17 protein-coding genes and 2 pseudogenes are annotated in these 19659 nt (G+C 70.1%); 11 read left to right on the top strand and 8 right to left on the bottom strand.

Annotated features, from left to right (window positions below; genetic code table 11):
- Positions 1 to 140 precede the first annotated feature (140 nt).
- The 8 genes and pseudogenes from AC07AW_RS34855 to AC07AW_RS34820 all read left to right on the top strand — a co-directional run bounded on the left by AC07AW_RS34855 (position 141) and on the right by AC07AW_RS34820 (position 8309).
- Positions 141 to 785 (top strand): GAP family protein, encoded by a 645-nt coding sequence (locus AC07AW_RS34855; protein WP_478819486.1) that lies wholly within the window; start codon positions 141 to 143, stop codon positions 783 to 785.
- 13 nt (positions 786 to 798) lie between these two features.
- Entirely contained in the window at positions 799 to 1107 is a 309-nt protein-coding gene (locus tag AC07AW_RS34850; protein WP_478819485.1) for a hypothetical protein, read from the top strand.
- Positions 1108 to 1956: 849 nt separating this feature from the next.
- Positions 1957 to 2847: a phosphotransferase gene (locus tag AC07AW_RS34845; protein ID WP_478819484.1), complete on the top strand. Its 891-nt coding sequence runs from the start codon at positions 1957 to 1959 to the stop codon at positions 2845 to 2847.
- Positions 2844 to 4787 carry an ATP-binding cassette domain-containing protein gene (locus AC07AW_RS34840; RefSeq protein ID WP_478819483.1) on the top strand — a complete coding sequence of 648 codons (1944 nt, stop codon included), beginning with the start codon at positions 2844 to 2846 and terminating at the stop codon, positions 4785 to 4787. Before AC07AW_RS34845 ends, AC07AW_RS34840 begins: the two co-directional genes overlap by 4 nt.
- 114 nt (positions 4788 to 4901) lie before the next feature.
- The gene (locus tag AC07AW_RS34835; RefSeq protein WP_478819529.1) at positions 4902 to 5171 is read left to right on the top strand and encodes a HEAT repeat domain-containing protein; all 270 of its coding nucleotides are present in this window, start codon (positions 4902 to 4904) and stop codon (positions 5169 to 5171) included.
- A 473-nt stretch (positions 5172 to 5644) separates the two neighbouring features.
- Positions 5645 to 7204 carry an ISL3 family transposase gene (locus AC07AW_RS34830; RefSeq protein WP_478819482.1) on the top strand — a complete coding sequence of 520 codons (1560 nt, stop codon included), beginning with the start codon at positions 5645 to 5647 and terminating at the stop codon, positions 7202 to 7204.
- Between the two features lie 266 nt (positions 7205 to 7470).
- A pseudogene (locus tag AC07AW_RS34825) lies at positions 7471 to 7695 on the top strand (transposase); the annotation flags it as partial.
- 32 nt (positions 7696 to 7727) lie between these two features.
- The gene (locus tag AC07AW_RS34820; RefSeq protein ID WP_478819481.1) at positions 7728 to 8309 is read left to right on the top strand and encodes a hypothetical protein; all 582 of its coding nucleotides are present in this window, start codon (positions 7728 to 7730) and stop codon (positions 8307 to 8309) included.
- A 444-nt stretch (positions 8310 to 8753) separates the two neighbouring features.
- Here AC07AW_RS34820 and AC07AW_RS34815 read toward each other — a convergent pair whose 3' ends face one another.
- From AC07AW_RS34815 to AC07AW_RS34800, 4 genes are all read right to left on the bottom strand, one after another.
- Complete coding sequence (locus AC07AW_RS34815) at positions 8754 to 12140, bottom strand: CHAT domain-containing protein (protein WP_478819480.1); 3387 nt, start codon at positions 12138 to 12140, stop codon at positions 8754 to 8756.
- A gap of 135 nt (positions 12141 to 12275) precedes the next feature.
- A complete protein-coding gene (locus AC07AW_RS34810) occupies positions 12276 to 12440 on the bottom strand; it encodes a hypothetical protein (RefSeq protein ID WP_478819479.1) in 165 nt (54 codons plus the stop codon).
- Complete coding sequence (locus tag AC07AW_RS34805) at positions 12440 to 13069, bottom strand: DUF6338 family protein (protein WP_478819478.1); 630 nt, start codon at positions 13067 to 13069, stop codon at positions 12440 to 12442. Before AC07AW_RS34805 ends, AC07AW_RS34810 begins: the two co-directional genes overlap by 1 nt.
- A 139-nt stretch (positions 13070 to 13208) precedes the next feature.
- Positions 13209 to 13490: a hypothetical protein gene (locus tag AC07AW_RS34800; RefSeq protein WP_478819477.1), complete on the bottom strand. Its 282-nt coding sequence runs from the start codon at positions 13488 to 13490 to the stop codon at positions 13209 to 13211.
- Between the two features lie 501 nt (positions 13491 to 13991).
- Here AC07AW_RS34800 and AC07AW_RS34795 point away from each other — a divergent pair.
- Positions 13992 to 14150 carry a hypothetical protein gene (locus AC07AW_RS34795; protein ID WP_478819476.1) on the top strand — a complete coding sequence of 53 codons (159 nt, stop codon included), beginning with the start codon at positions 13992 to 13994 and terminating at the stop codon, positions 14148 to 14150.
- A gap of 856 nt (positions 14151 to 15006) precedes the next feature.
- Here the strand turns inward: AC07AW_RS34795 and AC07AW_RS34790 are convergent.
- The 3 genes from AC07AW_RS34790 to AC07AW_RS34780 all read right to left on the bottom strand — a co-directional run bounded on the left by AC07AW_RS34790 (position 15007) and on the right by AC07AW_RS34780 (position 17255).
- Positions 15007 to 15417, bottom strand: a complete 411-nt coding sequence (locus AC07AW_RS34790; RefSeq protein ID WP_478819475.1) for a hypothetical protein — start codon at positions 15415 to 15417, stop codon at positions 15007 to 15009.
- Between the two features lie 147 nt (positions 15418 to 15564).
- On the bottom strand, positions 15565 to 15888 hold the full coding sequence (locus AC07AW_RS34785) for a hypothetical protein (protein WP_478819474.1): 324 nt from the start codon (positions 15886 to 15888) through the stop codon (positions 15565 to 15567).
- A gap of 560 nt (positions 15889 to 16448) precedes the next feature.
- Positions 16449 to 17255 (bottom strand): DUF4232 domain-containing protein, encoded by an 807-nt coding sequence (locus AC07AW_RS34780; protein WP_478819473.1) that lies wholly within the window; start codon positions 17253 to 17255, stop codon positions 16449 to 16451.
- A gap of 155 nt (positions 17256 to 17410) precedes the next feature.
- Here AC07AW_RS34780 and AC07AW_RS34775 point away from each other — a divergent pair.
- Positions 17411 to 18070: pseudogene (locus AC07AW_RS34775) on the top strand (IS5 family transposase); the annotation flags it as partial.
- Positions 18071 to 18346: 276 nt separating this feature from the next.
- Positions 18347 to 18529, top strand: a complete 183-nt coding sequence (locus tag AC07AW_RS34770) for a hypothetical protein (RefSeq protein ID WP_478819472.1) — start codon at positions 18347 to 18349, stop codon at positions 18527 to 18529.
- Positions 18530 to 18635: 106 nt separating this feature from the next.
- On the opposite strand, the gene AC07AW_RS34765 is transcribed toward AC07AW_RS34770, so the two are convergent.
- Positions 18636 to 19589 (bottom strand): ADP-ribosylglycohydrolase family protein, encoded by a 954-nt coding sequence (locus tag AC07AW_RS34765; RefSeq protein WP_478819471.1) that lies wholly within the window; start codon positions 19587 to 19589, stop codon positions 18636 to 18638.
- Between the last annotated feature and the right edge of the window lie 70 nt (positions 19590 to 19659).

Genomic DNA, 19659 nt, shown 5'->3' with positions numbered 1-19659 from the left:
TTCATGGGCGTGGCCTGCTTGACCGGCCAGGACGCCGCTTGCAGAGTCGGAATGCGCACAGCAGCGCTGTATCCCTCTGCCGACCGGGTCCCCCGTCTATGGGTGGCGAAGGGCCCTGACATCCAGGAGCGACTGGTCCGATGGTCCTCGACCTGGTGGTGATCGGTACGGCCATTACCTTGGGGCCCTTGCACAACAGCGCCTTCATCCTGCTGCTCTCCTCGCGGCGCGGCGTCCGCAAGGGTCTGGCCTTCCTGTTCTCGTGGCTGGGCAACCTGCTCACGGTGATCGCTGTCGTGCTGCTGCTCACCGGCGGTCGGCCCCCGGCCCGTCACAGCGCGCCCTCGACCGCCGCGATCGTCGCGAAACTCGCCATCGGTCTGGTACTGGTGCTGTTCGGCGTGTACCGGCGGCGGCGCCCGCCCCGCCCGCACGACCCGCCACGCTGGGCCGCCCGGATCGACAACGCCTCCCCGGTCACGGCGGCCGGTCTGGCATGGCTGCTGCAGCCCTGGGGGCTGGTCGGCGCCGGTGCCGCCACGGCCGTCGACGCGAACCTCTCCACCCTCGCCGACTGGCTCGCGCTGACCGGTTACTGCCTGCTGGCCACGCTCAGCCTCATCGTCATGGAGATGTACGTGGTCTGGGCGCCCGCGGTTGCGAACGCCCGCCTGAACGCCCTGCGGAACTGGTTGGGGCAGCACCAGGAGCAGCTGATCGTCACCCTTGCCCTGGTCGCCGGCCTGTGGCTGTCGGCCCGGAGCATCTACGAGCTGGTCGCCTGAGGCCGGAGGCCCCGTGGCGATCACCGCCGCCATCCGGGTCTCCGGTCCACTCCGCCCCCTGCTCGTCCGTGAGATCTCCGCGGCCCACCTGCCCGAGCGTGCGGTCCGAGTCCTCCGGGTGTCCGCCGGGCTGGATCCAGCGGCCGGAGGCGAGGCGGTGGATGAGGAGGACGTCGTCGGCGTCGTTGATGACGACGCCCGAGGTGGTGACGTGGCCGTCGAACTCCCGCCTGTCGGTCATGTTGGCGCCGGCGGCGAGACGGTCCAGGAGGGGCTGGATCCAGCGGCTGTTCGTCGGGGTGCCGGCGCAGGTAGCCGGTGACAAGGTCCTGGAGGTGCGGGGCGGGGATGGTCATGGCTCCCCTGGTGACCTCGTGCGCGGCGCAGCTCCACAGGGGGTGCAGCGGGGGACGGCGCGTTCGAACGTAGCGGTCGATCTGCGGGCGCGGGCACGGAACGCGAGAACATCACCCGGGCGTGCGACGGCCGCGTCGAAGGTGCCGATGCTAGCCGCCGTCGCGGCCGCCCAGGAGCGTGACGCTCCGGGTGCTCACCCGGCCGCGAGCTAGATCGAGCCACTCTCTCGGGCGCCGGATTCCGGGCCGGGCCCGAGCGTTCAAGAATCCTTTCTCCCATCATCACCCCAGGTCAGAGCCCTCCCTTGCGCGGGTTGCCGCTGGCGACAGGAGAGGCCCGGGATGACCGGATCACGGTGCTGGTGGCCGCGGATTGTCAGTGGCGTGGGCGAGGGTCCGTCCGCAGAGCACAGCCACACACCACACCGAAGGAGACGGGTGCTGTCGAGGCGTCATGCAATCCGCCGCTCGGGCTGCCGTCCCGCCGCCTTCCCCGTACGTGCGTATCGAACGAAGCGAGAGGAGCCGCCCACGCAGACGGCGCTTGCAGTCCGCGTCTCGGCGTCGAACCTTCACTCGACTCGTCGCCCGCGGCTGCCCGTAGCGGCCCTGTGATCAGGTGCGTTGTCCGGGTGCTCTGCCCCCCCCGTTCCGAACCGAGGAGAAACAGTGAATCCCGTCCGCTTGGTCACCCTTCACCCTGTTCTCGAGAACCCTCCTGCTGGGGCCGCCGAGGCCCTCGCGCACCGGCGGCCCGTCGACGTCCGCCGCGTCCTGTTCGCCGCAGCATCACGACCGTCATCGGGGTGGGAGGCATGACCAACCCGACCACTCCGCCCCCTGCCCTGCTCGCGTGGGCCAGCCGGGCACTCGGCGCCCGTCCCGCCGTCAAGGACGTCAGCCATCCACGCGAGAACTCCCGCGTCTGGCGGCTCGACCTGCCCGGGGCCGCCCGCTTCTACTTGAAGATCTCCCCCAAGGCCGCGATGTACGAGCGCGAGACGCTCGCGCTGCGAAGTGCCGCACCGGCCCTCGGCGCCGGCGGTGCGCCGCAGCTGCGCGCCTCGAACGCAGAGGATCTGGCACTGCTGCTGACCGCCGTCCCAGGACGGCCGCTCAAGCAGCTGGAGCTCTCGCCCGAGGAGGAAGCCCGCGGGCACTGGCACGGCGGCGCCCTGCTGGCTCGCCTCCACGCGGCCGGTGATCTGTCCGGTCCTCGACGGGCCGAGGCAGCGCAGGCTCTGCAGGCCGCGGCCGACGGCGCCGAAGGGCACCTGGCGGCGGCCCGGGACCGGCTGACCGCGCCGGAGCAGAAGCTCGTGCGCCAGCTGGCCGAGGAGCTTCGGGCCCTGCCGCCGCTGCCGCTCGCGTACATCCACGGCGACGCGTGGGATCGCAACCTCATGTGGTCGAGAACCCGGCAGCAGGCCGGCTGGATCGACTTCGAGCGCTCCCGGGCCGCGACCGCCGTGCAGGATTTCGTGCTGATGGCCTGCTCCACCTGGACGGATCGGCCCGACCTGCGCGCCGCATGCCTTCAGGGCTACGGCCGCAACCTCACCGTCGAGGAGCAGCACGGCCTGAAGTGCCTGGCGGCGATCGACGCGGTGAGCTGCCTGGTCTGGGGACCGAAGCTCGACGACCCCCACGTCACCGCACGCGGACGGCGCACCCTGGACCGGCTGATGGCGGGGGTGTTCGCATGACCGCACCGCACCACCGGACCGACTCCCCGGCCGCCGACGCAGCAACCATCGGCGGCGAGGCGGCGTGCCTCCCGGCCGCGCGGACGGGCGCTCCGCAGCCCTCGGCACCGCCGGAGCTCGACTACAACGGGCGCAAGCACCGGCGGGCGATGGACGACGCCACCTTGTGGGACATGGCCCGCCGCATCCCCGCGGCCCTGATCCAGACGGCCCGCCTGGCCTGGAGCGTCGACCGGAGCATGGCCCTGACGATCGTGGTCTGCCAGCTGCTGTCCGGCGTCGGCACGGCGGTGATGCTCACCGCCGTCGCGAAGGCCCTGCCGCAGCTGATGGTCGACGACCCCCGCCAGGGTCTGGCCCATGCGTGGCCGGCGCTGACCGTCGCCGTCGTCGCGATGGCCACCGGCGCGTCCATGTGGATCCTCGCGGAGTGGGCGACCCGGCGCCTGAATCCGAAGATCGCCTCGGCCGCGGACCTGCAGCTCGTGGATCTCCACATGCGGGCCGAACTCGCCGCCTACGACGCGGAAGGGTTCGGCGACCGGAGCCAGGCGGCGGAGATCGGCGCGCTGCGCGCCGTCGACCTCGCCGACGACGCCAAGACCCTCACCAACGGCCTCGTCCAGCTCGCCTCCGCGGCCGTGGTACTCACCACCTTGCACCCGTTGCTCCTCGGTGTGCTGCTGCTGTCCGTCGTCCCCCGCGGTCTCGGCGGGGTGATCGCCGCCCGGGTCGACTACCGCGTCCACGACCAGACCATCTCCGCCCGCAACGTGCGCGGCATGATGCGCTGGTGGCTGACGACGGCCGAGCTCGCCGACGAGCTCCGGGCCAACACCATGCGCGGATACCTGCACTTTTGGTACCGGTCCATGTGTGACCGGGTCGAGATGAGGGAGGTCGCCGGGGCGCGCCCGTATCTGCGGATCACGCTGCTGGCCGCCTCGCTCGGCGGCCTGTTCACCCTCGGCATGTGGGCCTCGCTCGCCGGCCTGGTCCTCGCCGGGTCCATGACGACCGCGATCGCGGGCACCGCGGTCGTCGCCTCGCAGACCGCCGGCCGCGCCCTGAACTCGATCATCCGCTACTCGACGGTCATGTTCCACCACGGGCTCTACCTCTCCGACTACTACGAGTTCATCGACGAGGTCCGCGCCATGACCACAGCCCGCGGCACCGCGCGGGCCAAGCCCCCGCAGCAGATCCGCCTGGAAGGCGCCTCCTACACCTACCCGAGCAAGGAGGCCGCGGCCGTCAAGCCGATCACCCTCACCCTGAACCGCGGCGAAGTCGTCGCCCTCGTCGGGGAGAACGGCGCCGGCAAGTCCACGCTGATCCGCATGCTCACCGGACTGACCGTCGCGAGCGACGGCAAGGTCCTGTGGGACGACACCGACCTGGCCGGCGCCGACGCGGAGTCGGTGTGGCGGCACGTGGGCCTGGTGCCGCAGAAGAACGGGCACTGGCCGCTCGCCGCCCGGGAGAACATCACCCTGGGCCAGCCCCGCGAGCACGGCGACGAGCGGATCTGGGACGCGGCCGAACGGGTCGGCATGACCAAGGCCCTGCGTGATCTCCCCCAGGAACTGGGGACGCTGCTCGCCCGGTCGGTGTGGGGCGGCCACGAGCTCTCCGGAGGGCAGTGGCAGAGGCTGGCCTGCGCGAGAGCGATGTACAGGGAGCCGGCAGTACTCGTCCTGGACGAGCCGACCAGCGAGATGGACGCCCGAGGAGAGCACCAGATCTTCAGGGAGCTGCGGGCCATGTCCTCGGACCGGATCACCGTGGTGGTCACCCATCGCCTCGACAACGTCCGGATGGCCGACCGAGTGATCGTCCTCGACCAGGGAACCGTCCGGGAGCAAGGCTCCTTCGACGAACTCGTCGCGACCGAGGGGAGTCTGCTCGGCGAGCTGTACGCCCTCGCCCAGGACCGCTGACCCGCGGCCCCCAGCAGAGGTCAACGCGGGGCCGCGCCGGCGCGGCCCCGCCACTCCCCCGACGCCAAGGAGCGCCATGCACCGCCCCGAGCCCGAAGCCGTCAACGCCCGCGCCTGGACCACGTACGGCACCCACCGTCTGCAACGCGGCACCGACATCCCGGAAGTCGACCGCATCTCCTGGGGATTCTGGCCGACCGTACCGAAGCCACCGCCGCCCTCCTCGCGGCCCTCGCCCACGACCCCGCCCCCGCCGTGCGCGAAGCCTCCGTCGAGGGACTCGTCGCACGCGAGACCCCCGAGGCTGATGCCGTCCTGGCGCTGCTCGCGCACGACCCGGACGGGTCCGTACGCGAGGCTGTGGCCCTGCTCACGGCGGAGTGAGCAGGGCCGGATCAGCAGCTGCGGCCGGGGGGCTAGCCGTTGACCGTGCCGGCGCGCTCCGGGGCGCGCACGGAGACGGTTCGGGTGGGTTCAGAGAAGAGGGCGACGACGGTCTCGGGGTGGTCGGAGGTCGCCGCGCCGCATGCAGGTGGAGTAGGTCTAGTGCGCTTCTATGTGGTGCACGGGTTCTCCCTAGCGATGGCCGACGGGGGTCTGCAGAAGGTACATCCCGCTACCGAAGGCCCTCTGATGCTCCTATTGATCGTCAAGCCTTGCGGGTGGGATGGGGACCGTACGGCGGCATCAGTGCCGCTGCCGAAAGCGGTTGGGGCCGGGACGTGCACTGCAGGCGGCGTCCGCTGTCTCCCGCAGCTGGAGGAGATGAGCCCGGTCGAGTTTCGGGCGCGTGGCTTCGTTCACTTCAAAGGGTTCTGGCTCGCTTTCCGTGACGCGCGCACGGTGAGTGACGACTGGTGCTCCGATCAGGCTTCGGAAAGTTGCCAGAAAATGATCAGGGCCGATCTTGGCGTGGTCGACAGTGCGGCGTCGTGGAAGAGACGTCGCCTCCTCTGGAGGGCCTGCTATTACCGTCCATCGCGGACGTGTCGGTGCTGTCGCTGGAGGTGAGCCACGAGGCGATACGCATCGACGTCTGCAGTACGGCAGCCGGGGCGACATGCCCGGACTGTGGGAGCGAGTCGACCCGGGTGCACAGCTCTTACCTGCGGTTTCCTGCGGACGTGCCGAGTGGGGGACGTCTGGTGCTCCTACAACTGCGAGTTCGGCGGTTCTTCTGTCCGGAGTCTTCGTGTGCTCGGCGGACGTTCGCTGAGCAACTGCCGGGACTGACCCGGCGGCACAGCAGGTGGACGGAGCGGTTGCGATCGACTCTCGCCGCGGTGGGTCTCGCCCTCGCCGGCCGGGCCGGCGCCCGGATGGCACGGGCCTTCGGGGTACCCATCAGCCGCAGCTCGGTGTTGCGGCTACTCGATGCTTTGCCCGAACCCGAAGTCCCGGCCCCGCGCGTGGTTGGCGTTGATGAGTACGCCACACGCAAAGGGCGGGTCTACGGCACGGTGCTCGTCGACGTCGAGTCCCGTCGGCCGGTGGATCTGCCGCCTGACCGGGAGGCGTCCAGCCTGGCCGTATGGCTGGCGAAGCGACCCGGGATCGAGGTCGTCTGCCGGGACCGCGCGCCGTTCTTCGCGGAAGGAGCCACAGCCGGGGCGCCCCAGGCGACGCAGGTCGCCGACCGCTGGCACTTGTGGCACAACCTCGGGGAAGCCGCCGAGCGGGCTGTCGCCCGCCACCGCCAGTGCCTTCGCGTCCTGGTCCCCGATCCCGAGGCGAAGGCCGAACCACCTGGGCTGCCCGAGGAGAAGGCGGACTCTCCCTGGCGGAGCGAGCGGTTCGCCAACCGCGTCCGAGCCCGGCACGCCACGGTCCACGCTCTGCTGGAAGCCGGCCACAGCAGCCGCTCCATCGGGCGCCAGCTGGCCATGACCCACCGCACCGTCAAGATCCTCGCCGACGCTGCGAAGCCGGAAGACCTCTTTCGTGGCCAGTGGCAGCACAACCGGACCTCCATTCTCGACGAGTACAAGCCCTACCTGGACGAACGCTGGGACCAGGGCTGCACCAACGCCTGGAAGCTCTGGGACGAGATCGCTCCCTTGGGCTATCGCGGCAGCTACGGCCGGGTCAGCGCCTACCTGCGAGAGAAGCGCACCTCGCCACGGCCGGTCACCGCGCAACCGCCGGCACCCCTCGTGGTGACGAGATGGATCCTCAGCCGACCCGAGACGCTGACCGAGACCGAACAGCTCCGGCTCAAGGCCGTCCTGGCCAACTGCCCCGAACTCGAAGCCCTCACCGGTCACGTCCGGTCCTGCGCCCACATGCTCACCGAACGCCAGGGCGAACGTTCTTCGCCCTCCAGGACGAGGAGACCGGGGACCACATGTACGCCCTGGCCTTCTGCGTCGACGTCGCCGTCGAACTGCCGAAGGACCGGACCCTCGCGCTCGAACTGACCGACATCGTGCCCTTCGCGGTTGACGGTCGCCGGGGCGATCGCCTCCTGGAACACCCGGTCGATGGACCGGGCCTGTTCGAGGTGGTCGGGTCCCACCTCGACGACGGTCCTGAAACTGGCGGCCAAAGCTCCTCCTGGATGATCTCGGTGATCAGGAGGGGTCAGTATGCCGAGGCGCCGGGGGCCGGGCCCCGGGCGTCCGCCGTGCGGACGGTTCAGCCGCGGCCGCGGCGCGGCTTCCCGCTCCGGCCGGAGCCCGCGCCGCTACCGCAGTGGCTCGACGCCGTCCGTCAGGACGACCTGCCCAGCCTCCACACTCTCGCGGCCGGCATCGACCGAGACCGCGACGCGGTCATCGCCGGACTCACCCTGCCCTGGAACTCCGGCGTCGTCGAAGGACACGTCAACCGGATCAAGATGCTCAAGCGCCAGATGTTCGGCCGGGCCGGCTTCGCACTGCTCCGCAAGCGTGTCCTGTTGGCTCACTGATCGATGTCGGATGCGCACGGTAGCTTCCCGACATGGGTGTGTATCTGGTGAGCGTCGGCACGGAGGAATGGTTCGGTGACGAGGAAGACGGATGGGGCGAAGTCGCTTCGGCGCTCAACGCTGAACTCACGCGGCGGTGCCTGCCGTCCTACGAGGACGTCCCCCCGGAGACGGACTTCGCACCAGGCTCAGGGCAAGCCTTCGAGGAGAAGCTGACCCCCTCCATGACCGGGTTTCTCGCCTTGTGTCAGACGCACCTGTCACGAGAGGAATCGGAGACCCTCTGCGGCTGGACCGTGCTCGTGCCCTTCTCGCTCGACGAGGAGATCTGGTTGCCCATCGACTCGGGCGACTACGAGTCCATGGTCGCCGGCGCTCCTCAGGTACTACCGCTCGCCGAGAAGCTGGCGGCAGCCATCGATCTGCCGGCCGAAACCCCGGCGACATGCGACAACCTCGACCTGAGCGTGTGGTTCAGGCACCAAGCAAAGGAACTGGCCACTACTCGAACAGGACCGTGGACCAAGGACCTGGACACAGCCTTCTACGTCGCACTGTTCCTGCGCGCTGCCCAGCACTCGATCCGACGCGGCTGCCCCATCGTCTGCACCTGAGACCCATCTTCGATCCCACTGGTCTCCCGGCGGAGATCACTCACCGTGCACGCGTCACGGAAATCGAGCCAGAACCCCTAGAGACAGACGAAGCCAGTCCGGGCCAGCACAGCCGCCGGGGACGGATCTGTGTCCTGGACGACGGGCACGAGACCTCGATGGAGGAACCGCGCTGGGGCCGCAACAGCGAGGGGCAGCCGATCGCGTGGGTGGGCAGCGCGCCCCGGCGACTGGTGAGTGCGCCAGGTCGTGCCGCCGCCCCCAGGCCGGAGTCGGCGGCGGCATACGGTCCGCAGCTCGTTCAGCGACTCATCGGGCCCGAGTTCAAAAATGAGCCCACGGCTTGACACAAAGGGGAGCCATGAGCGGATGCCGATGACAGCTACCGACGCAGCTGGCAGAGTCGGCTGCGGATCAACCTCCGATACGACGGAGTGCGCGTAATCAGGCGCCCGCGTGGACGTGTGCGGCCCACACCGACGGCAGGTTCGGATACTTCGTCCTGAGCTGCCTGACTGTGCGATGGACCGCCGCCGACGCACACAACGCACCGGATCGATCCGCGATCAACTCGCCGTAGATCTGCTGGCTGAAGGCTGGTGCCACGGCGTCGTCTATGCGCCAGAGCGTGCCGACTACCTGGGAGAACCCGGCTATCTGAAAAGCCGCTAGCGGGTGGATCGCCTCGTCGGACAGGCGCGCGGCGGTGCGGGCCGTGTCGCAGGCCGACAGGAACGCGAACTCCGCGTTCCGCAGGCGCAGCCGGGAAAGGTCCAGCACCCGAAGCGGCGCGCGGTCGTAGTCGTGCAGCGCAAGGTGGCTGTCCGAAGGGTTGTCCGGGTCGCTGTACCCGTGGCAGGCGAAATGCGCCCAGCCACTGGCCGGCAAGGCGTCGAGAACGGCGTCACGAGTCGCGTCCACGCCGACCAGGACCGTAGCGCCGGGTATGAGAGCGGCCAGGTGGTCGGCTTCGGTCTGTGCGCCGGGCAGGTCCGGGGCGTCCGGAGTGTGCGGCATCGCGACCACCAGCAGCCGCGGCTCGTTCCGGTCGTCGCGGCGGCCCGCGCGGGCGTGGCCCAGAGCGCGGATCGTCGGCGTCGTCGAGGAGACGACGCGGTCGAGGAGCGCAGGTCCGCCGTCGCGGTGGTGGCCCGCCGCGTGCAGGGGGAGCAGGCTGAGCGGCCCGACCGGGGCCCACCAGATCCTTGGCCACGGACCATCCGCAGCCGGTTCCGCCGTCAGACCCAGTTCGCCGAGGACAGGGCCCACGACGGTGTCCCACAGCCACTCGAGCGTGTCATGGATCGCCTGCTCGGCGGCCAGCCGCCGCTCTGTGAACGCGGTGTGCAGAGCGCGCACGCGGTGACTCACGGTCTCTTCGCTCAGCCGGTCCAGCGCGCGTGACCGGACCCCGTCCGGAGTGATGATCAGCGCGTCACACCGGTACCGGCTGACGTTGACGTACACGATCGGGCCCTCGTGCGCCTGCGCGGTGAGGTCGGTGAGCAGCGGGGGCCGCAGGAACCGCTCCATCCCGGGCAACGCGCGGATCCGGTCGGTCACCGCGTCGAGCTCGTCGGCGAGGGCCACGCGGTCGCTCGTGGTGTCGGTTTCGAACTCCGCGGTGAGCGTCCGGAAGCGCTCGGCCAGCTCGGGTGCCCGCTCGTGCAGGTCGGAAAGATCGCCGCGGCTGTCGAGTGCCTGGGCGGCGAGCACGCAGCGCCCGGATTCGAGCAGGGTCACCGCGCTCACCTCGTCGCCGGCGGCCAGTGCGCACGCGGCCGCGTCGGCGGCGACCCCGGCGAACCGACCGAGCCAGTACTGGGCGTCCTCTCGGCCCAGGCGGCGCCCGGCGAGCCGGGGCAGCAGCCGGACCGCAGCGGCGTACCCCTCGGCGGCCACGTCGAACTGCCCGGCTTCGGCGGCCAGACCACCCCACCGGTCCGCCCCTTCCGCCCGGCTCTCCGCTGGCGATCCGGCAGACGCTGCGGCCTCCCGGTAGCAGTCGAGGGCCTCGGTCAGCGCGTCGGCGTCGTCGAGGTGCCGGAAGCCGAGCGCCAGGACGTTGGCGACACGGGTCAGAAAACCCGCCCGGGAATAGGCGTCCTGCTCGGGCCTCCGGGCCGCACTCCGAGCCAGGCCGACCGCCTCGGCGAGGACCTGCGGATCCGGCGGCTCCCGTCGCGCGACGGCGGGTGCGACGGGGTTCGTGCACCAGTCGCCGAGCGCGGCGGCCAGGCTCGCGGTGTACCGGGGCCAGTGCGGACTGTCCTGCGGAGTCGCGGCCACGGACGCGCGACGCGCGGCGATCGCGTCCCGCAACGCGTTCCGGTCGCCGAACTTCTCGTACGCCGTCCCCAGCACACCGCCGAGATTGGCCAGCCGCATGGCACGGCCCGGGTCGTCGTCCGCCGTCACATCCGCGGCCGCGCGGTGCGCGGCGATCGCCTCGTCGAGGACGGTCGCCTCGCCCGTCCTGGTGAACCAGTCGGACAGCATGGCGCCCAGGTTGGAGAGTCGCTGGGCCTGCCCGGCGACCAGGCTCGCGCCGAGGCGGACAGACTCCCGCGCGCGGTCGACCGCCTCCGACAGCACCTGCAGCTCGCCGGTCACCCTGAACCGGTTGTGCAGCACGACGGCGAGAATCCCGAGCGAACGCGGGTGGTCACCCTGCCCGGCGGTGGCCTCGGCGGCACGGCGAGCGACGTCGATCGCGTCTATGACGTGGGCCAAGTCTCCGGTCGCATGGAACAACGCGTTCAGGTTGACGGCGAGGTTGCCCATGAACTGGACCCGCAGCGGATGGCCCGCCGGTGTGCACGCGACCGCCTCCCGCTCGATGATGACGGCCTCCGCGAGCGCAGCGTGGTCCCCGAACGCTTCACCGCGGGTGGCCAGCGCCGTGGCGAAGTGGTCCAGTCGCACGCCGCGGCGGGGGTGCCCGGCGGGGGTCGCCGCCGCCACCGAGCGCCCGAGCTCGATCGCCCGCTCGAGCCGGGCCGAGTCTCGGGTCTGCTCGAACTCGGCGGCGTACCGGCCGCACACTTCGGCTTCGGTGTCTGCGCGTTCCCAGTCGCGGGTCGATTTCGTGCCCTCGCCGGTGAGCGCGGTCCAGTCTCGTTCTGTGGTCGTCAGCTCGACGAGGTTCTGCGAGTGCCGCGGATCGGTGACCGGGGTGTGGGCCACCAGCGTCTGCCGGACCCGGAGCAGTTCGGACAGATCATCCCGCGCTCCGCGAGCCCGGTAGCGGTCGTCGAGAAGGTACGCGAGGTTCTTCAGCCGGGCGAGCACGTCGGACGATCCGGCCGGCGTGAGCTCCACCGCTCGCCGCGCGGCGTCGACGGCTTCCTCCACGACATCGGTCTCCCCGGTCTCATGGGACCAGTCGCGCAGGACGACGGAGAGGAAGTGCAGGCTCCTCGCGGTGAGCTTGTCATCGGGGGAACACTCGACAGCGGCCCGCGCGTGCTCTACGGCTTCCGCTAGGGGGTCGAGGTCTTCCGTCACGGTGAACGCCGTCCGCAGCGCGACGACGAGGTTACCCAGGTAGAACGCCTTCTTCGTGGACGGTTCCTCGTCGACGGCCGCCCGGCTCCAGTCCAGCGCGTCGGCCAGGGTCCCGAGGTCCTGGTTCTGCTGGAACGCGGTGTGCAGCAGCATGCCGATGTTGTTGGCGTAGCTCGCCGAATCCTCCGGACTTCCGTACGCCAGGAAGTAGGCCTCCGTGACTGCCTGGACGGCTTCCTGCAGGAACGCGAAGTCGCCGGTCTGGTGATAGCGGGTCTGCAGCAGGCCCCCGAGATTCGACAGGACCGAGCGGCGCTCGGCCACGTCCTCGGCGGCCAGCAGGGCATGGCCGAGGTCGATCGCCTTCTCGACCGACGCGGGGTCCGCGCTGTGCCGGGCCACATGGAACGCCTCCCAGAACCGCTCGGCCAGGCCGGTCGCGGGCCCGCCGCCCACGCGTCAGTCCTCGTTGCCGTTCGAGGTGCCGGCCGGGCCGCCGGGCGCCTCGTCCGGCTCGGCGACCGAGCGTTTCGGGGTGTAGCCGCGTTCCGAGGCCTCCTGCAGCAGCGCCGCCTCTTCGGGTGAGAGTTCGGGTTCGGGTGAGAGTTCGGGTTCGTGCGCCATTATCGCTCCTCCCCCGGCACGGCCGCCGGTTCTCCGGCTTCGACGAACTCCAGCACGTCGAAGTCTTCCGCCCGCAACAGCAGGCCCGCCGTCCCGCGCACGCGCACGCCGAACGACCCGTCGGCACCCATCACGCGCGCCGACTCGAGGTACAGCTCGGCCGGGTGGGGGTACGAGGAGGCGTACGACCGGTCGCCGTACCAGCCGCCCGCCCAGTTGCCGTCCTTGAGCCGCACGCGCACGAAGCACGGTTCGCGGTCGCGGAACGCGTGGTCCCAGGCACTGGGCGTGCGCAGGAACCGAGCCTTGCGCCGCTGCCGATCCACCAGGGAAACGGTGACCGCCGCCACGGCCGGCACGACGAGGAACAGCACCACGGCGACGAAGCCGACCACTCGCGGCCGCTCCACGAAGCCGTCCCAGCCGCCGCCGGTGCCTCGAGCCAGGCGAACCAGCGCCGGCCCCGCCACCACGGCGTACAGAGCGTCCAGCGCGATCGACGCGACGATCGCCCGCAGCACCCGCTCACCCAGATCACGCTCACCGGGCACCGGCCCACGGCGGCGTTCCCGGACGAACTGATAGGTGACCCCGGGCAGCACCAGAAGGACGAGCAGAGCGAGCTGCACGACGGTCGCAGGCGCCTGCACTCACCACCCCCATGGCTCACGGACTCCGTTCGATCAGGCTACTGGCTTGCGTCTCCGCGGTCGGCAGAACACCGCTTTCCGCGGCTATGGGGAGGCAGCGGCTGGGACATCTACGTCCCTAACATGCCAGAGGCCATGTGAGACGTCTCACCTGGGATTCTTCGCAGGACCTATTGATAAAGAGGGTGATGTGGAACCAGGGGTCCTGGACGTGGCTGAAGGGGAAGTCCTTGAGCGCTTCCCGGGCATCGCCGCGGTCGGCGTACAGGGCCGCGATAGCCGCGGCCTCGGCCGGGGTGGGCAGGATGTGCCAGTGCAGGTCACGGCGGCCAGCCGGCCAGAAGGGTTCCACTTCGCGGGTCAGGTCCTGGAGAGAACAGCTCTCTCCGTGCAGGTCCACCGCGCGTACTCCTGCCGCACGTAGAACCGGGCAGCGTCGAACTCGTCGTCCCAGATCGGTGCTCGGGTGGGATGTCCCCGCCGGCGTAGCACTGCCTGTGTCGGTGTCAAAGGCACGCAGCGCGTCGGCAGTCACCTCTGCGTGGTCCAGGGCGTACTCGGTCTGAGTGACGTGCGCGGTCGCGCAGGTGCTCCAGCTCCGTGGCGTAGGCGCGGCGGTCGGCGAGCGCAGCCCGGCGCAAAAGGATCAGACGACGGCCATCGGATCCGGGCGCCGCCCGGCCCGCCTCGCCTGTCCGGTCGCAGCGCCAAGGCCGGCCTCCAGTGTCGTGAGGGCCTCGTGTTCCTCGGAGTCGGGCAGGACTGAGCAGTAAGGCGGTGAGGTGGTCGGGAGCCGGGGAGGGAAACGCTTCACCCGGCGGCCAGGTCCGCCCCGCATCGCCAGCACTTCAAGGTCTCCTCCCCCTCGACCACGACCAGCCCGGTCCTGTTGCCCCGGCACATGCAGCCCACGATCGCCGGACGCGACACCGACATCTCCATCCGCGTCTCCCTCGCTCTCCTCCGCGCCGGCCTCCACAGACCGATCGGGGCGGATCTGCCCGTCACACCCGGCGGGCACTCCGGCATCACCCAGACGAGCACCCGCGTTCCACCGTGACCTCGAATCTGCGAGTCTCCCGAAGGCTGCCCTCTCAGCCGGTAGACGTCGTGGGAGGCACCCCTTGCCAGATGGTGCAGCAGCGTGGAGGAGCAGCCGGTACGAGTAATCGTGTGCGGGATGCCAGACGTCCGCCACGGCAAAGGCCGCCAGGGCCCGAAAAGTATCGGCCAGACTGTTTCTTGCTCTGCTCCCTCACTTCGCTGAATGGTGCGGGGACAGCAGGGGGTACACGTCCGTCGGGGAGAACAGCTTTCCCGTCCCGTCGGGTGGGAGGAGCCAGGACAGTCCTGTCACCATCCGGGTGGGGTCCGGAACCGCCAGCCACCTCCCGCTCGTCAGATATCGGACGGCCCGGTGCAGGCACCTGGGAGGAGGAGAGCCCGAAGCCATCAGGAGTACGAGTTCCTGACGCCTGCTGTCGCGAAGCACCGGTCTCATGGCTGAATGGCCCGAGCGGGCGATGGCGGTCAGCAGGCTGCGTCCCAGCATCTCCGGGACCGCGAGCGCATCCCACATCCGGCCTGCGGGCAGGAGCACGACACCCTGCAGACCCGTTCGCCACTCGCGCAAACACCTGGCTGGGTCATCACCGGCCGAGGCCAGCCACCGAGCCGCCCTCACCGTGCCAGTCATGTGCTGCCCCATCTCTGATCGGCTGACGAAGGGCCTGAGTCTTCCGTACCGGAAGCGGTACGGGCAGGGAGGCGGGACGTGGCGAATTTCGCCTGGGCGTTGTTGTGATCCGGCAGGCGCTGCCACATCCCTTGGATGTGGCAGCGCGCCCTGGCTCCGCTTTCCGCCCAGCACACCCGGTCCGGTTCCCTTCCCAGCGGTGCATCCGGTGCGGTGCGGATCACATGGCGTGATTGATCCATCGCCGGAGAGCGACATGGGTGGTGTCGGCCAGCTGGCACAGGGCCTCGATGGCGTCCAGGTCCCCCGGCAGGGGCGCGATACCTGCGGTAGTGAGGGCCGCATGCAGCTCCAGGCGGCGACGGTCGGCCGGCTCGAGAGGAGCGGAGAACCGGCTCGCCGGCTCCGGTGTGGGCAGCAGGCAGTCGCCGGGCTCCACGCGGTCGCAGACGCCCGGCGTCCGCTCCGGCAGGTCGTCGACGAGCGCGGCGGGGAAGCGGTACGGGTCAAGGTCCAGCAGTGCTGCGGTACCCGTAGTGAAAGCCTGAACACCAGTCACGGGAATGCCTCCTTGGTCGTCATGCCACTGCACGAAACGACTGGCGCGGAAGGGGAAGCAGTTGCGGCGCACGCAGCACTCCACCCGAATAGCCCCTACCCCATCTCGTCACAAAAACGATGACCTAACCGGCCTGTGCGAGCGAAGAGACGCACATCTTGTCGATCCATCCGCCCCAGCACCCAGGACCGGTCACTCGCCGCATCCACAGGTCCCCGTTCACATGTCGAGGGAAGGGATCAGCGTCTGTAGGTAGCCTTGCGTGATCGAATCCGTGGAGTAGAAGCGGGTTCTTCGGGTGCCTCTGGTGGCTAGCACGCGATAGGTGTTCAGTTGGGAGTCGTGGCTCTCTTCAGGGCGCGCGATCCACTGATCTCCTCGACGAATGAGGTCTCCGCCCATGATGACGGCGTTTGTAGGCGTACTCCATCCCTTGGGTCCGACGGGCACCTCTGCCCACGGCTGTACGGCTGCCTGGTTAGCGAAGGACTGGTTGTCGTACCAGGCATGGACCTGCTGGATGAAGTCTCGGTGGAAGGTCAAGAACTCCAGGCTTGAGCCCGGGCTCCCGAGGAGATGAGCCCTCGTCGGTAGAGTCGGGTGAGCTGAGGGTTGATGCCAGGCGTGATGCAGGTCCAAGAGTCCTTGGGGGAAGCCAGGGATGTTCGGCATCCACGGGTCCACTCGTGAGGCGCGCTGACGCACGGACACGATCCACTCTGCTTGTGGGGCATCCGGACATCCAACGCGAGATGGTCCAGTCAGGCGCTTGGCGCACATGAACGCCAACCGCTCCCGCGGCCCTGCCCCTTGCGCTCGCTTGCCCCGCACCAGGAACCGTCCCCACTCCCCCCTCCCAGTACAGTTCCCCCAGCCGGACCAGGCACAGCTCGCTGGCCCGGACCCTGGAGAGGTAGGCCGTCTTCGACATCACGTAGTTGCGGACCGACACCGGGTACTTCCGCCCGGCCCAGCTCCTCGTGCCACGACGCGAAGAACGCCGCCGTCTCCGCCCTCGACGGCGGAATCCGCAGCCCGGAGTCGCCATGATGCCGCGGCCGGTCTCGGCCCTCGCCCGCGACACCTAGGCCGTGTCCACCAGGTCAGTCCGGTTGGACGGGTCCGATGGTCAGCGAGTGCACGGTCGGGCCCGCGCAGTGCTCCGTCTTCCACGGGACGAAGAGCGCGGCCTTCTGATCCGGTGGGTAGATCCGCAGGCCCTCGGCGGGAGAGAGCTTGCACTGCGCCGGGTCGTAACCGCTGATGCCGTTCGCGTCGCGCAGCTTGGCGCTCGCCCGTCCGCCGGGCTTGAGGGTGACGGTGGTGACCGTCCCCGGCTCGCGCACGGCGGCGTTGCCGGACTGCACTCCGTTCTGCGCGACGTAGGACACGCCCGGGTAGCCGGTCATCGTGCACGTGGCGGTGGAGCTGTTGGTGAACACCAGGGTCGCGTAGATCGAGCCCGCGGCGGGTTCGGGACTCGTCAGGGCAGCCGAGAGCTGGCTGGTCCTGCACTCCTTGGGAGGGCCGCTCGGGTGGGTCGTCCGGGTACTCCCGCCCGACGACGGCGAGGTCGGCGAGGTCGGCGAGGTCGGCGAGGTCGGCGAGGAGCTCGTACCGCTGGGCGGCGTCGACGGGGCCGACGAGGTCGACGGGGCCGCCGGAGCCGGGGTGGGGGCGCTCGGGGTGGAGGAGGACGAACAGGCCGTCATCGCCAGCGACGCGGCGGCGAGGACGACGACCGGAAGCGCGGCCTTGCTCTTCCGCGCCCTCGGCCGTGAAGACTTCGGGTCGGCCGCGTTCCATCCACCGGGGGCCGGCCACGGCGGCTTCCCACGTTGTCCGCGCCCACGCGGTTCCACTTCGCCCGCCCCTGCGCCGCCGGGCAGGCTCGAACGTGCCTCGACCATGTCTGCACGTTACGCCCGCCCGGGCCCTCGGCACCAGAGCCCGGCCCTCGCCCTGGCCGGCGGCCCCGAGCTCGTAGGACCGGCTTGGCCTGGCGTCGTTGCCGTACTAGGGCCCTGTTGCGAAAGTGGATCAAGGTCCTAGATGATCACGGGCCGTGGGGCGTGGTGATCTGACGGACGGCCAGTGGGAGCGAACTGGAGCCGCTGCTGCCGGTGGGCAAGAAGCCAGGTCGCCCGCGGACCTGGACCCGGCGGCAGCTGATCGACGGCATACGTTGGCGGACGCGGACTGGGGCGCCTTGGCGTGACCTGCCTGAACGGTATGGGCCGTGGGACCGAGCCTACGACCTCTTCCGGCGCTGGCAGCGCAACGGCACCTGGAAGCGGATCTGCGAGCAGCTGCAGGCCGAGGCCGAGGCGAAAGGCCTGACCACGTGGGACGTAAGCATCGACTCCACCATCGCCCGCGCCCACCAGCATGCCGCTGGAGCGCGTAAAAAAGGGGATCTCCAGAAGGAGCCTCCCGGCGGCGTCGACACCGAGCCCGACGACCACGGCCTCGGCCGCTCGCGCGGCGGGCTGACCACGAAGCTGCACCTGGCGGTCGAGCAGGACAGAAGCCGCTGTCCCTGCTCGTCACCGCTGGCCAGCGGCACGACAGCCCTCACTTCCAGCCGGTCCTGAACGCCATTCGGGTGCCCAGGATCGGACCCGGCCGCCCTCGCACGGAGCCGGACAGGGTCCGGGCAGACAAGGCGTACGGCTCCCGCGCAAACCGCTCCTACCTGCGCCGACGTGGCGTGAAGTGCACCATCCTGGCCCTGGACCGGCTGGGGCCGGCCGCTGAGCCGAAGCCGATGCCCGCCTTCCCCCGGCTCGCCAACGCAATACTGCGAAGGTCGACTTCCCCGAGCTGCTTTTGGAGGTCGCCGAGCTGACCGGGATGACGAGCGCGTTCACCCGCTGGAGACGCAAGAGCAGGACGGCTGCCCTGTCCCGGTCACAGGTCATGGCATCGAACAGCTCGTCCCGAGCACGCCTGCGTCCTCTGTTCCCTGCTTCGCCCCGACCCCACTCAACGCGGTCGGGTGATGGAGATCCGGGACAACCTCGTTGACCTCATCGCCGAGGCGGAAAGGGAGGGCTGGCTCGGCAAGATCGAAGGGCTCCGCGTCAGCCTGGCCGGCGCCGAGTCCAAGATCAGCCAGATGGACACCGCGCCCCGCGGCGGACTGGTGAACCTCGGCCTGCCCGCTCTGCGGGTGGAACGATGACATGCAACCACGTAGGGCGCCCTACCGGCCTCCTGTCCGTTTGTTGGCGCATCGGCAGCTCACGGCACCAGGCACTCCTCCTGACCCCCGCCGGCATTCATGGGGGCTACCACCCCGGTCCCATCGACAGCCCCTCTCCGAGGCGGTGTGCAAGGTGGAGCAGGTCGGGCAGGTACAGCACGCGTCCGTCGAATCCTGGGAGGGGGACATGGAGCGGCTTGGTCCAGTGGGCGGGGATCGCGTCCAGCCCGTAATACGCCCCCGCGAGGCCTCCGGTCACTGCGGCAACGGTGTCCGTGTCACCGCCCAGGTCGATCGCCGCGCGTACCGCGTCTTCGAAGCTGTCGGTGGTGCGCAGGGCCCAGACGGCGGATCCCAGACAGGGCCAGACGGCACCGTTGAACTCGGTCGCCTGATCGGGGTGCCAGTCGGGCGCGAGGACGGTGGCGTAGCGGTCGCGGTGGTCGGGGTGGACAAGATCCAGGACGTCCGGGAGCGCGGCGAGGGGGGCAGTGTCCTCGAACGTGACTCGGATGAGCTCGTGGAAGATCGCGGTGCCTTCCCAGGCCGCGCGGTCCCCGTGGGTGAGGGCAGCGATACGGCGGGCCGCGTCCATGGTGGCTTCTTGGCCGGCGGCCGCGAAGTGGACTGCGGAGGTCGACGCGCGCATCAAGGAGCCGTTTCCCGCTGCTCGTTGGTTGGCCTGGAAGTGGATCGCGGCGGCGAGGTCCCAGGCCATGCCGTTGGTCAGGACGTCCTCGGTCTGCAAGCCGATGTCCTTGGGCTGTGAGGCTGCCCACCGCTGGAAGCGGGCGAAAATGTCCGGCAGATCCAGTCCGCCCCGCTCCAGCAGCGACTCCGCGACCAGGACGGCCATCTGCGTGTCGTCGGTGGCCTCGCCGGGGTCCCAGCCACCGCCTCCGCACATCTCGCCACCGGCACCAGGCGCGGGAAACCGCGCGGAGAACGCGCCTTGGGGACCGAACTCGAACGGGCCGCCCAGAGCGTCACCCACCGCTGAGCCGACGACCGCGCCGGCGGCCCGCTGAATCCGCTTCATTCCCGCAGGTTATCTGCGTTACGCCGACGGCCGCACAGGCCTTTTCCTTGTCCGGCTCCCGAACCAGATC

Source organism: Streptomyces sp. NPDC044003, assembly GCF_056435185.1.
The sequence above is the reverse complement of the archived record's forward strand: the minus strand, read 5'-3'. Positions and strand labels throughout refer to the sequence as shown.